The organism is Pseudomonas endophytica (genome assembly GCF_001411475.1).
Taxonomy (GTDB): Bacteria; Pseudomonadota; Gammaproteobacteria; order Pseudomonadales; family Pseudomonadaceae; genus Aquipseudomonas; species Aquipseudomonas endophytica.
In genome coordinates, this window is sequence record NZ_LLWH01000019.1 from 1 (window position 1) to 13,173 (window position 13,173).

General features: G+C 55.3%; 13 protein-coding genes. 5 read left to right on the plus strand and 8 right to left on the minus strand.

The window, feature by feature from the left end; translation table 11 throughout:
- The 3 genes from AQS70_RS02705 to argE form a co-directional block, all read left to right on the plus strand.
- Positions 1-200, plus strand: a 200-nt coding sequence (locus AQS70_RS02705; protein ID WP_241492791.1) for a RidA family protein, incomplete at its 5' end; no start/stop codon positions are given.
- 11 nt (positions 201-211) lie between these two features.
- The gene (locus AQS70_RS02710) at positions 212-889 is read left to right on the plus strand and encodes a DUF1028 domain-containing protein (protein ID WP_055101399.1); all 678 of its coding nucleotides are present in this window, start codon (positions 212-214) and stop codon (positions 887-889) included.
- Positions 886-2,031: an acetylornithine deacetylase gene (gene argE, locus AQS70_RS02715; protein WP_055101400.1), complete on the plus strand. Its 1,146-nt coding sequence runs from the start codon at positions 886-888 to the stop codon at positions 2,029-2,031. Before AQS70_RS02710 ends, argE begins: the two co-directional genes overlap by 4 nt.
- Positions 2,032-2,122: 91 nt before the next feature.
- Here argE and AQS70_RS02720 read toward each other — a convergent pair whose 3' ends face one another.
- The gene (locus tag AQS70_RS02720; RefSeq protein ID WP_055101401.1) at positions 2,123-3,034 is read right to left on the minus strand and encodes a LysR substrate-binding domain-containing protein; all 912 of its coding nucleotides are present in this window, start codon (positions 3,032-3,034) and stop codon (positions 2,123-2,125) included.
- Positions 3,035-3,284: 250 nt separating this feature from the next.
- On the opposite strand from AQS70_RS02720, the gene AQS70_RS02725 reads away from it, so the two are divergent.
- Both AQS70_RS02725 and AQS70_RS02730 read left to right on the plus strand, forming a co-directional pair.
- Positions 3,285-4,700 (plus strand): purine-cytosine permease family protein, encoded by a 1,416-nt coding sequence (locus tag AQS70_RS02725; RefSeq protein WP_055101402.1) that lies wholly within the window; start codon positions 3,285-3,287, stop codon positions 4,698-4,700.
- A gap of 191 nt (positions 4,701-4,891) precedes the next feature.
- Positions 4,892-5,248, plus strand: coding sequence for a DUF488 domain-containing protein (locus AQS70_RS02730; protein WP_055101403.1), 357 nt, complete (start codon positions 4,892-4,894; stop codon positions 5,246-5,248).
- 42 nt (positions 5,249-5,290) lie between these two features.
- Here the strand turns inward: AQS70_RS02730 and AQS70_RS02735 are convergent, their stop codons facing one another.
- The 7 genes from AQS70_RS02735 to AQS70_RS02765 all read right to left on the minus strand — a co-directional run.
- Positions 5,291-5,515 carry a hypothetical protein gene (locus AQS70_RS02735; protein ID WP_055101404.1) on the minus strand — a complete coding sequence of 75 codons (225 nt, stop codon included), beginning with the start codon at positions 5,513-5,515 and terminating at the stop codon, positions 5,291-5,293.
- Positions 5,516-5,682: 167 nt separating this feature from the next.
- Complete coding sequence (locus AQS70_RS02740; protein ID WP_241492792.1) at positions 5,683-6,534, minus strand: bestrophin-like domain; 852 nt, start codon at positions 6,532-6,534, stop codon at positions 5,683-5,685.
- A 137-nt stretch (positions 6,535-6,671) separates the two neighbouring features.
- Positions 6,672-7,127: a glycine zipper 2TM domain-containing protein gene (locus AQS70_RS02745; RefSeq protein WP_055101405.1), complete on the minus strand. Its 456-nt coding sequence runs from the start codon at positions 7,125-7,127 to the stop codon at positions 6,672-6,674.
- A 96-nt stretch (positions 7,128-7,223) separates the two neighbouring features.
- Complete coding sequence (locus AQS70_RS02750; protein WP_055101406.1) at positions 7,224-10,319, minus strand: efflux RND transporter permease subunit; 3,096 nt, start codon at positions 10,317-10,319, stop codon at positions 7,224-7,226.
- On the minus strand, positions 10,316-11,425 hold the full coding sequence (locus AQS70_RS02755) for an efflux RND transporter periplasmic adaptor subunit (RefSeq protein WP_055101407.1): 1,110 nt from the start codon (positions 11,423-11,425) through the stop codon (positions 10,316-10,318). Before AQS70_RS02755 ends, AQS70_RS02750 begins: the two co-directional genes overlap by 4 nt.
- Positions 11,426-11,656: 231 nt before the next feature.
- Entirely contained in the window at positions 11,657-12,283 is a 627-nt protein-coding gene (locus AQS70_RS02760) for a TetR/AcrR family transcriptional regulator (protein WP_055101408.1), read from the minus strand.
- Between the two features lie 196 nt (positions 12,284-12,479).
- A partial coding sequence (locus AQS70_RS02765; protein WP_055101410.1) for a zinc-binding dehydrogenase occupies positions 12,480-13,173 on the minus strand: 694 nt, incomplete at its 5' end.

A 13,173-nucleotide genomic window follows, 5' to 3' on the forward strand; every position in this document is an offset into this window, starting at 1 on the left:
AAGAAGCAGGCAGCGACCTCAGCCATATCGTCAAGACCACCACCTACCTGATCGACCCGCGCTATCGCGAGCCGGTGTACCAAGAAGTCGGCAAGTGGCTGAAGGGCGTGTTTCCGATTTCTACCGGGTTGGTGGTGTCGGCGCTGGGGCAGCCACAGTGGCTGATGGAAATAGACGTGATCGCGGTTATTCCAGAGTAAGGAGGCTACCTATGACCTTTTCAATCGTCGCCCGCTGCGCGGAAACCGGCCAACTGGGCATTGCCATCAGTTCATCGAGCATTGCGGTAGGCGCTCGTTGCCCTTGGCTGCGCCCCGGTGTGGGCGCGGTATCAACCCAGAACATCACGCTACCGGCACTGGGCCCGGACGTCCTCGACTTGCTGGAGCAAGGCGTCTCGCCCTCAGAGGCCATTGATAAGGCACTGACGCGCAATGGCTACAGCCAATACCGGCAACTGACGGCGATTGATCACCAAGGCAACACGGTGCATTTCAGCGGCAGCGAAACCCTTGGCACTCACAACGCGTTGTCCGGTGAACAGTGCGTGGCGGCAGGCAATATGCTCGCCAGTGGTGAAGTCATCGCCGCCATGGTTCAAGCATTCGAGCAAGGCGAAGGTCAGTTGGCTGATCGCCTGCTGGCAGCCATGCACGCCGCGATGGCCGCAGGCGGCGAAGCCGGTCCGGTGCATTCAGCGGCGTTGGTGGTGGTGGGTGAGTTAACGTGGCCGATCATCAACCTGCGGGTGGACTGGGCCGATGAAAACCCCATCGGTGAGCTGCAAAAGCTATGGGACGCCTACCGCCCACAAGTCCAGGACTATATCGACCGCGCCCTCGCACCTGACCGTTCGCCGGGGTATGGCGTGGCCGGAGATGACCGATGAGCAGCAGCCGCGACCTGCTGCAAACGCTGGTGGGTTTTGATACCACCAGCCGCGAGTCCAACCTGCTCTTAATTGAGTTTGTACGCGACTATCTGGCGGGCCATGGCGTGGCCTGCGAGTTGGTGTACAACCAAGAACGCTCTAAGGCCAACCTGTTTGCCAGTGTTGGCCCGACTGGGGAGCAAGGCATTGTGCTGTCAGGGCATACCGATGTGGTGCCGGTTGATGGCCAGCCATGGACGCTGCCGCCTTTCGAGCTGACTGAGCGTGAAGGCAAGCTGTATGGCCGAGGCACGGCGGACATGAAAGGTTATATCGCCTGCGTGTTGGCCTTAGTGCCGATGTTGGTTCAAACGCCGCTGCGGATCCCGGTGCATATTGCTCTGTCATACGACGAAGAAGTGGGTTGCCTTGGCGTGCGCTCGTTGCTCTCGGTGCTGGAGCAGCGACCGGTGAAACCCATGCTGTGCATTATTGGCGAACCGACGCAGCTCAAGCCTGTACTTGGCCATAAGGGCAAGCTGGCGATGCGCTGTGATGTGCACGGCGAAGCCTGTCACTCGGCCTATGCGCCCTATGGGGTGAATGCCATTGAGCATGCCGCCGACTTGATTGGCGAGTTGGGACGAATCGGGCGTCACTTGCAAGAGCGCCAAGATCCGCGGTTTGATCCGCCGTTCAGCACCGTTCAAACAGGAGTGATCGCCGGGGGTAAGGCGCTGAATATCGTGCCCGCAGACTGCCGGTTTGACTTTGAGATTCGCGCCCTGCCCTCTCAGGATCCCACCGAAGTCGCTGACGCACTAAAAACCTACGCCGCAGAACACGTGCTGCCACGAATGCAGGCGGTGAGTGCGCAGAGTGCCATTCGCTTTACCGAGCTGTCAGCGTATCCGGGGTTAGTCACCGATGAGCGCAGCCAAGCGGCTGAGTTGATTGCGGCGTTTTCGAACTCCAAGGAGTTCGGCACGGTTGCATTTGGCACGGAGGGTGGGTTGTTCGATGCAGTGGGCATTCCCACCGTGGTCTGTGGGCCTGGCAGCATGGATCAAGGGCATAAGCCGGATGAGTTTGTGAGTATTGAACAATTAGCCGGATGTGACGCGATGCTGTTGCGGATGCTGGATTCGATCCGCGCGTAAAGGGCTGGTCAATAACCGCGTAGGAGCTGCCGAAGGCTGCGATCTTTGCTTTTAAAGATCAAAAGATCGCAGCCTGCGGCAGCTCCGGTGTTTAGGTCAAAATGCTGGCCAGTTCTTCACGGCAGTAGTCGACGAATAGTTGCACTGGTTTGGTAAGTGGCGCACGCCGTAGCCAGACCGCCGATAAGCCGGAGCCAGTCACGGTTTCTGCCAACGGGATGCACACCAGTTTCTGCCCATCGTAGGTGTATTCGGTGAAAGGTTTGGTCACCAGAATCGAGAATCCAAACCCACTGCCGACCATCCCGCGGACCATCTCAATCGATGGCGAACTGAACACGATGTTCGGGGTTAATCCACGCTCTTCAAAAATGCTCACGAAGTAAGTCCGACTCGGTAAGACGTCGAGCAAAATCATCGGCTCAAGCACCAAGTCCGCCAGCGAGACTTTGGCCTGCTGCGCAAAACGGTGATCTGCGGGTAACAGCGCATACGGCTGTTGGGGCGGCATCAAGGGCGTAGTCTCGATGCTGCCACCCAAGTCATGCTCAAACAGCATTGCCATATCAATGCTGCCCGCTGTTAGCGCCTGAACCAGCTCTTGCTGCTCGCCATCGCGGATGCGGATTTCAACCCCCGGCCAACGCTTCTTGAACCCGGCAATCAAGCGCGGCAAGTACAGCGGTGCGACCGTTTCAAAGCAGCCAATGTCAATCTGACCAGACACCACATCATTGTCTGCCAAGGCGTTTTGCTCAAACTCATGGGCGACACGCAGCAACTCTAGCGCCTTGCGGTAAAAGCGCGCCCCGCTGGGTGTCAATGACACGCCTTGTGCGTGGTGGCGGATGAAAAGCTGCACACCAAAGCTCTCTTCCAACTGCTTGATCGCGGTGGACACCGACGGCTGCGCGATATAAAGCTTGCGTGACGCCTCGGCAACGCTTCCGCATTCGGCCGTGGTGATGAAATATTTGAGTTGGCGCAAGTTGTAAGCAGCCATCGGGACCTCGATAAACGTGGGGTTTTGCCCCAAACAAGTGCAAGAAAAAGCTGTTTTGTTCAGCGTTAACGCTGTGTGCAACATACCGGAGCAAGAAAAGGGGCGAGCTATATTTTTTAACGTCTATAGCAACAAACATACTAATTTACCTCCCCGCCACCATTGCAGATGATCACTCCAACAACAAAGCGCTGCCCGCAATGCGCACTGCGAAGTACGTCCACGTACTCACCTTGCCTTGGAGTTCATCATGGTCACCACTGCAACATCCAGCACCCCCCTCATTGAGAAGCACACAATCGGATATGTGCCCCCTGAAGATCGTCATGGAAAGGTAAGAGATCTATTCACCCTGTGGTTCGGCGGCAACATCGCGCCGCTGCCAATTGTCACCGGTGCATTGGGTGTACAACTGTTCCACCTCAATCTGGTATGGGGGATTGTCGCCATTCTGGTTGGCCACTTGCTTGGCGGTGTGCTGATGGCGCTGCACTCAGCCCAAGGCCCACAAATGGGCATCCCGCAAATGATTCAAAGCCGCGCCCAGTTCGGCTCTCTGGGTGCGTTGTTGGTGGTCGTGATCGCCGGGGTCATGTACATCGGCTTCTTTGCCTCTAACATCGTGCTGGCCGGTAAATCCCTGCACGGCGTAGTCGACTCGGTGCCCGTGCCGGTGGGCATCGTGATCGGTGCTATCGGTTCCGGGATCATCGGCATCATCGGCTACCGATTTATCCACGTGCTTAATCGCATCGGCACTTGGGTACTGGGCGCCGGCATTGTGCTGGGCTTTGGTTATATCTTCACCCATATCCAAACCACGGATTTTCTGACGCGCGGCGAATTCAACATTTCCGGCTGGCTGGCCACTGTGTCGCTCGCCGCTCTGTGGCAGATCGCATTCGCCCCTTACGTGTCTGACTACTCACGCTACCTACCCGCGGATGTACCCGTCGCTTCTACCTTTTGGGCCACGTACATGGGGTCGGTGCTGGGCTCCAGCCTTTCCTTCATCTTTGGCGCCGTTGCCGTACTCGCGACGCCCGTCGGAATGGACACCATGGAAGCCGTGAAACTCGCTACCGGCGCTATAGGTCCATTGATGCTGGTGCTGTTTCTGCTTAGCGTGATTAGCCACAACGCCCTCAACCTGTACGGTGCGGTGTTGTCGATCATCACCCTGACCCAGACCTTTGCCTATCGCTGGATTCCAACAGCCAAGAGCCGTGCGCTGATCTCCACACTCGTGCTGGCAGCGTGTGCAATTGCCGCTGTATTCGCCTCGAAAGACTTTATCGGGCATTTCGTCGATATGGTGCTGGTGTTGTTGGTGGTGCTGGTGCCGTGGACGGCGATCAACCTGATCGACTTCTACGCCATCCACAAGGGCAAGTACGACATTGCGTCGATCTTCCGCGTGGACGGTGGCATTTATGGGCGCTACAACCCACAGGCACTGTTGGCCTATGCAATCGGTATTGCGGTGCAGATTCCGTTTATGAATACGCCGCTCTACGTGGGCCCGATTTCAGCTCACATTGATGGTGCCGATTTGTCTTGGGTAGTCGGTTTACTCGTGACTTCGCCGCTGTATTTCTGGCTAGCGAGCCGGGACAGTGCCTATAAGCGCAGAATGAACGCGACCAGTTTGGCGAGCAGTGTCTAGTTTTCTGCTAAGTCCTTGATCAGTGACTCTGCAAGCAGCGCTTGACCTCAATGGCTCGTTAGAAACGAGCATTGAGGTCAAGCGCTGCTACGCTGTTCAGTTCATCGCGTGAGCATTGTGTGCTGGACAACAAGACGTTCTAGGTTTCCAGCGTGACGCTTAACTCAATTTACGGACAAGCTGAGGACTCCATGAACGTCATGTTAAAGCGGGCTTACGAGCTCCCAAGCGAAGCGGATGGACAACGTATTCTCGTCGATAGGCTTTGGCCTCGGGGCGTGGCCAAAGCGAAAGCCAACATTGATCTCTGGCTTAAAGAAGTTGCACCCAGTACAGAGCTTCGTAAATGGTTTGGACACGCGCCTGATAAATGGCCGGAGTTCAAAAAACGCTATTGCGAAGAACTTAAACATAACCCCGCACTGTCGCAACTTGAGCAACAGGTGCGCCACGGCAAAACGACGCTGATCTACGCCGCCAAGGATCAATCAAACAATGAGGCGGTCGTGCTCAAGGAGATCCTTGAGGGCCGCCTTGCGTTAGATTAATTGGGCCGGATTAGCGCGAAGGTATACAGGGCTGGCTGTGATCTATTTACGCGGCTTACCAAACATCATCCGCCAGCGATTGCGGTTGAGCAGCACATAGCCGGTCAGTTGCATGCACCCAGCCGCAACCAAGCTGCGCATAAGGCCCGGGTCAGTTGGCTTGGGGCCGGTGTAGATGCCGTACACGGCATAGGCGACGCCAAGCAGGCCAAGAATGAAAAAGATCAAACCAATAAGGGTCAGGCGATGCAGGTTGAGCAAAGACATGGCGAAAATCGTTCTGGATGGGAGCCCTAAAGTTACCCGTTAACGCTCCTGACTGCCAGATGTGGTTTGTCAGCCTGCCTGCAAGCCCTAAGATCTGGTTCAAAACAGCTAGCATTTCAGCGACTTACAGTGGCGGTTCGCTAACATTCATTGAGCTGTTCAGCTTGTTACAACGTTAACCCGCCCTGATCCAGAGTTAATATCAACGCTTGCAAGTTATCGGGGGCCACCCGTATAAGCCCTTTTCCGGGAACATCAATCTCGGCAATCATAAACAATGCCAGCGCAGTAAAAATCGGCATGATACACACCAACATATTACTGCCCAACCTTCCCTTCGCATTGTAACCAATTAGAAAGTTAGAGCAGACGGCCGATAAAACAAGCAACGCCCAGGCCACACCCGGTATTTGATGGCGCCAGCTGGACATGGTTTTTTGTTGTGCGACATACAACTCATTACTTGCATTGAGTACCGTAACAACGACTGGATTGGGATTTTCTTTTGCTATTTTGCTAATCGCATCCCACATGTGGGATTGATTTTTGATGGACTCCATCCGTATCGCCGCACGTTTGGCGTCGTCTTCCGTGGCAAAAAAAGCAATACGTAAGGCCAAGTAGTCTTGCAACATGGCCTCCGCTTTCTGTTGCTGAGACTGCGTGAGCAAGGTTGTACGCTGGAAGGCATTGCCGATAGCAATGGCCTCATTCTCTTCTGCCGTCATGCGCGAATTTAATCCGCTAATGGCAAAGGAAAGAATAAAACCCACGAGCAAACCGAACATCGACAAGATGCAGCCTAGAACAACTTTTAACTCATCATCGAAATCAGGATTACGCACCGATTTACTGCCCCACACGACCTTCCCTGCAAAGGCTGAAAAACATAAAAGCAGCAGCATAGCGACCAGTATCAGCCAAGAATAACTATCGGTGTGATTCAAGAGTGAGAGCATTTTTTTAGTTTTTGGTTGGGGTTTAAATGCTTTATAGCACGCCAAAAATTTCACGCTCATGATTTTTTATAACGACGCAGCGCTTCAGGTTCGGCTGTTTGTGAGGGGCCACAGAGCAGGCATAAAAAAGCCCGATTAGTCTCTAACCGGGCTTAATCACTTACTGTGCTGCGGGTTGAGGCAACCCTCGGCTTTCTTCAGTTCTGCGGTACTACGCGAGCATCGCTACCAGCACCCTCGATGTACACGTTCATGCCAGGCGCCAACGCTGGGTTGACCGGCTGGGTCACCGACACCAAAACACCGCTTCTCATGCGCACAATGATTTGCTGCGCTTCACGCGGCTGATCATAGTTTTGTTTTTCGGTGTAATTACCGCCGACCGCACCCGCCAATGCACCCGCAACCATTGCTACATCACGGCCCGAGCCGTGACCAATCAAGCTGCCGATACCAGCGCCCGCAAGCCCGCCGAGAACGGCGCCTACGCCACTTTCATGATTCGACTTCACCTGCGTCAGCTCAATTTGTTCGATCACCCCAGTACGGATTTCAAACTCTCCTTGCCCAGCGTTATTAGAACCACCGACAACACAGGCACTGAGTATTAGGGCTGCCAGTGTGATCGTTAACGTGGATAAGATGCTTCTCATTGCGCACTCCAGATTTTAAGTAGTGGTTGATTCAAACCAAAAAGAGCGTAGCACAAGGTTTTCAGGCGTTTGAAGTGCCGTGCTCGCCCTCAACAATTAAGCGTTTGGTAAATTCGTTGTTTCAGTCTGCTCGCCAGTATTAGGGCCGATTTTGAACCAGATCGCGTACATCGCAGGCAGAAACACTAACGTGATGAGGGTTCCCGCAAAGGTGCCTCCGATCAGCGTGTAGGCCAAAGTCCCCCAGAACACCGAGTGCGTCAGTGGAATGAATGCCAAGATTGCGGCCAGCGCTGTCAGCAAGACCGGTCGAGCACGCTGTATGGTGGCTTCGATCACTGAGTGAAAAGGGTCCAGCCCTTCATGCTCGTTTTGGTGGATTTGCCCAATCAGGATCAACGTATTGCGCATCAGGATTCCCGAAAGAGCGATTAAGCCGACCAGTGCATTAATGCCAAAAGGCTGTTGAAAAATAAGCAGTGTCGGCACCACGCCAATCAACCCCAGTGGCGAAGTGAGAAACACCATGATCATCGCTGAGATAGAACGCACCTGCACAATGATGACCAGCAGCGTAATGGCGATCATGATCGGAAACAGCGGCATCATGGCTTTACCCGCCTTGGCGGATTCCTCGATTGCACCCGCCTGCTCTATCCGATAACCGCTCGGCAGCGAGTCAATGACAGGCTGCAATGCTTGGGTCATCACGCTCGAAACGTCTGGCGGTTGTAGACCTTCGGCAATGTCGCCGCGCACGGTGATGGTCGGTGTACGATCCCGACGCCTAAGGATCGGATCTTCCATGCGCACATCGACCGCCCCCACCTGGGACAACGGCACCCGCTGACCCGCACTGCCTACCAATGTAAAGCCTTCTATTTTGGCGGGATCAAGCCGAACATCACCCGCTGCGCGCCCCACCACCTGCACCGCGCGAATGTCCTCGCGAACCGCGGTGATCGGCACGCCTGTCAGCAGGAACTGCAGTTGTTGCGCCACGGAGCTGGACGTTAACCCAAGCGCCTGAAGGCGGTCTTGGTCCAACGCAAAATGCAGGGTCGGCGTCAGCGGCCCCCAATCGGTATTGACGGTTCTCATCATCGGGCTTGCCTGCAACACGCTTTGTACCTGACCTGCGATGTCGCGCAACGTTGAGGGGTCAGGTCCCATTACCCGATAGGCCACTGGGAATGGCGAATACGGGCCAAACACAAGCTGAGTCACCCTCACCCGCGCTTCAGGAGCAAGCCCCTGCGCCGCCGCCTCGCGGATACGAAACTTGAGCGCCTCACGCGCCTCTTGGCTGTCGGTCAGCACGACAATTTTCGCGAAAGATGGATCGGGGAGTTCCGGCGCCATCGCCAGATAGAAACGCGGCGCGCCTTGCCCGATATACGCGGTGACGATCTTTGCCTCTTCCTGCTGCTGCAGCCAAGTCTCTATCTTGGCGGCGGTGGCGCTGGTCTGCGCAATGGAGGTGCCATAAGGCATTTGCACTTCAATCAACACTTCTGGACGGTCCGAGGTAGGAAAGAACTGTTTTTTGACCACGCCCATCCCAAGGATCGCCATCACAAATAGCACGATGACTGTACCGGCCACCCACCATTTGCGAGCGATAACCCACGTCAACAGCTTGCGCAAACGCCTGTAGTTAGGCGTGTTATAGATGGCCGCGTGACCGCCCTCAACCTTGTTGATACTCGGCAACATCTTCACGCCCAAATACGGGGTAAACACGACCGCGACCACCCAAGAGGCGATCAAGGCAACACCGACGATCCAGAACATATTGCTGGTGTACTCGCCAGCGGTCGATTGCGCGAAGCCGTTGGGCATAAAGCCGATAGCGGTCACCAACGTACCGGCAAGCATCGGCGCTGCGGTATGGCTCCAGGCATACGCGGACGCTTTGATGCGGTCGTAACCCTCCTCCATTTTCACCACCATCATTTCGATAGCGATGATGGCGTCGTCCACCAGCAACCCCAGCGCCAAGATCAACGAGCCGAGGGTGATACGGTCAAAGTTCTTTCCTGTGGCCGCCATCACGACAAACACGACGGCCAACGTCAACGGCACAGCCGCCGCAACGACTACACCGACACGCCAGCCCATACTGAGAAAACAGACCAGCATCACCACCAGCAGCGCGACGAAAAACTTGATCATGAACTCGTCAACCGCTGAGCTGATATTGACCGATTGATCAGTCACCTTGGACAGCGACATGCCCAACGGCATACCTTCATTAATCTCACTCGTCTCGGCATCAAGGGCCTTACCTAGCTCAAGGCCGTTCCAGCCCTCACGCATGACGACGCCCAGCAACACAGCCTCTTCACCGTTGTTGCGCACCAAAAATGTTGCTGGGTCTTCATAGCCACGCTCGACCGTCGCCACATCAGACAGTTTTAACGTACGGCCTTGAGCCGAAATGGGCGTGTCGCGGATCTTCTGCACCTTGTCAAATGCACCGTCCAGACGCAGGAACACCTGGGGCCCATCGGTGTCGACCGAACCCGCAGGGGTGAGGACGTTCTGAGTGTTCAGTGCGGCAAAGATGTCTTGAGGTGCGATGCCCAAGGTGGCCAGCCGATCATGGGAAAACGAAACATAGATACGCTCGGGCTGCTCCCCAATGATGTTGACCTTCTTCACTCCCGGTACGTGCAATAGACGCTGGCGTAGCGACTCAGCATCACGCACTAACAGGCGCTGTGGCTCACCTTTAGCTTTCAGGGAAAACAGCGCAAAGGTCACATCCGAAAATTCGTCGTTGACCATTGGCCCAACGACTCCTGCGGGCAACTTGCCTGCCTCGTCATCGAGCTTTTTACGCGCCTGATAAAACTGCTCCTGTACCGCTGAGGGCGGCGTGCCATCAAGCAGTGACACCATCGTGAAGGCCAAACCAGGGCGGGTATAGGTTTCAGTGCGGTCGTACCATTTGAGTTCTTGTAGGCGTTTTTCGAGAGGCTCTGCGACCTGATCTTGCATCTCTTGGGCTGTGGCGCCCGGCCAAGCGGTAATGACCGTTAACTGTTTGACCGTAAACGGAGGGTCTTCGGCGCGCCCTAGCTCAAAGAACGACAAGATGCCTGCAACGGCAATCAGGAAAATCAGAAACACCGTGATTGAGCGCTCCCGAACAGCGAGCGTAGAAAGATTAAAGCGGCCCTCACTCATGGACGACCTCCGGCAACGTTGACGTCATCCGGTTGAGGCAATCTGACGGTTTCACCTTCACGTAATAGATGTGCGCCTAGCGCAACGATCTGCTCACCGAGCTTAAGATCACCCGCAACACGCGCTGAATCATCGACCAGTCCCAAGACATGAACCGCTCGCCAAGTCACCTTGGCAGGTTCACCGACGATGACCCAGACCCCAGAGCCGTTGCCTGGGTCATAAAGTGCTGCAATAGGCACTTGCAGCGCTTGGGTTTGCGCCGTGTCATCAGCGATCCGAAGCGTGACGGTCGCACCTATTGGCGCGTTGGCCAGCGCGCCCTCAAGCACATAGCGCGCCTCAAAGGTGCGCGTCATGTGATCGGCCGAGTCAGACAACAGCCTCAATGTGGCGCTAACAGCAGAGGCGGTATTGCCGTAAAGCGTCGCTTGTGCGGTGGAGCCAATAGCCGGTCGCAACGTCTCGGGCAGGTGCACGACGGCTTCACGCTGACCAGCCCGTGCCAGTCGAACCACTGGTTGGCCCGGGTTCACCACCTGCCCTGGCTCGGCGAGCGTCTCGACCACAACGCCGTCAGCATCCGCAAAAAGCACCGCATAACCCGAAGCATTGCGAGCTACATCAGACTGCGCTTGGGCGGCACTGAGTTGAGCTTTGGCAGTATCTGCTGCGCTTTTGATTTCATCGTAGGCCGATGCAGAAATAGCGCCTGAGGCCACTAACGTGCGATATCGAGCCTCTTCATCTTTGGTCTGCTTGGCTCGAGCCCGAGCAGCGGAGACGGACTCTTGCTGCACCCGCGCCTGTAGCCCCAAGTCGACTGGGTCGAGGCGCATCAGCGGCTGACCCCGTTTAACGCTCTGACCGGTATCAACCAGACGCTCAAGCACCTTGCCTGCTACCCGAAAACCTAGGTCGCCCTGTACACGGGCGGCCACGACGCCAGTAAAAGAACGCGCAAGCTCGGGCGAAGCATCAACAACCGTGGACCTCACCAACGGGGCATGCAGACGGGGATCGTCAACGCTGGTTGAATCACTGCACGCCGTCAGGATAAGAGGCAACAAACTAGCGGCAATGGATAAAGGTCGAAGCCGGCGCATAGGTTCCCTTAACTAGGAATAGGACGAGCGTCGTATTTTTAGACTAGTGACCAAATAAGTCAATGGTCACTAAATTCAATTTTTAATTCCCCCAGCGAAGCCTATATCTATGAATATGGATCAGCAGGCACATAAAAAAATGTGACCACTATTAGAAGTGGTCACGCTCAATTCGATAAAAAGGGTAGCCGTTGGGCGTCTATAGATACACGCGTTAAACCGAACCTGCGATTAAGGCATCAAGCTACGCAAGATAAGGTTCGAGGTGAGGGTGGGAGCTTGCTCGACGAAATCAAGGTTGTACTGCAACAGCAAAGGATTGACGAATGGCCGTAGCGCTAAGTGTATGGCTGTGACTGTTTCATCCAGTGGGGTCTTGCGTTCAAACTCGCCGAGTTCTCGCCCCTGCTGCACGATGTGCAACACGAAACCTTTGATCTGAACGTCATAAGCTTGCGCACTGGGCCAGTTCTCCGACGCCGAGAACGCTGCAATGTCATACAGTTTTCGGTCGTTAAAGAACAAATTCACACCTGTAGCGATCACTGTGTTGACTAAACGTCGAAAGCGCTCAGTCGGCAATAAGTTCTCTTGGTTGATGGCCTGTTCCACCGCAGCCACTATTTCTGCCAAGCATCGGCTGCAGATGGCCTCACCGATCGCCTGTTTGGAATCAAAAAACTTGTAGATATAGGCTTTGGAAAAACCAATTTGCTTAGCGAGGTCGGAAACGGTGGTTTTGGCATAACCGTACTGACTGAAGTGCTCGCTGGCGGCCGCGATAATTTGATCTCGAATATCGTGTTCGACTGGGCCGCGGGCGCTGGGGATAGATGAGGGGGCTATTGGCTGGTTCATGGAGGCAATTTACTCGTCCTGTCGACAACTGACAATTCAGACTGGCAACCCTCAGGGCAAAAAACCGCAGCCTTTGCTTAAATTTCAACGGCGAATGACGGGGCGAGATCGATGCCTTGGCTAACAAGGACCGTTTGCACACGTTTGAGGCGTGCAACGCTCCTTGCGCCCTCCTTCTAGACCGTCATGCACAGCGCTACATCAAGTCTTCAGGCAACATCGTCAAGATAATTTTGCCGACGTTTTCTGCTGACTCCATTCGGCGATGGGCATCCGCTGCACGGGACAGTGGGAAGGTACTGTCAACCACCGGCTCCAAACTCCCTGCGCCATCGAAGCGGCTGAGCCAGTGATCGCGGAAGCGTTTGATCATTGCGTGCTTCTCTGGCTGGGTCCTGGACTTCATAACCGTCCCAATTATTTTCAGGTGACGATAAAGAATATGCTCCAGTTCAATAGTCACGGCACCTCCACCGCCAAGGATCCCGACCTGAACCAGACGGCCGCCATAAGCCAGCGAAGCAATATTGCGAGCGAAGTAAGGTTCGCCCACAAAATCAATCACCACATCGACCCCCTTGCCATTGGTTTTTTCAGCGATGACCCGGGCAAAGTCTTGGGTTTTATAGTCGATGGCGACCTCTGCACCTAAGTGCTCGACGCGCTGAAGTTTGCTGCTGTCGGTTGTCGCATAGACTGTCGCCCCAGTGGCGTAAGCCAATTGCACAGCAGCCGATCCTACCCCGCCCGCAGCGGCGTGAATCAATACCGAGTCGCCAGACGTGAGACGGGCCAAGTGCATCATCGCCTCATGAGCCGTGACGAACACCTCAGGTATGGCCGCTGCGTGGACATAATCGAGCTGCGCCGGGATAGGCATGGCCATGCGA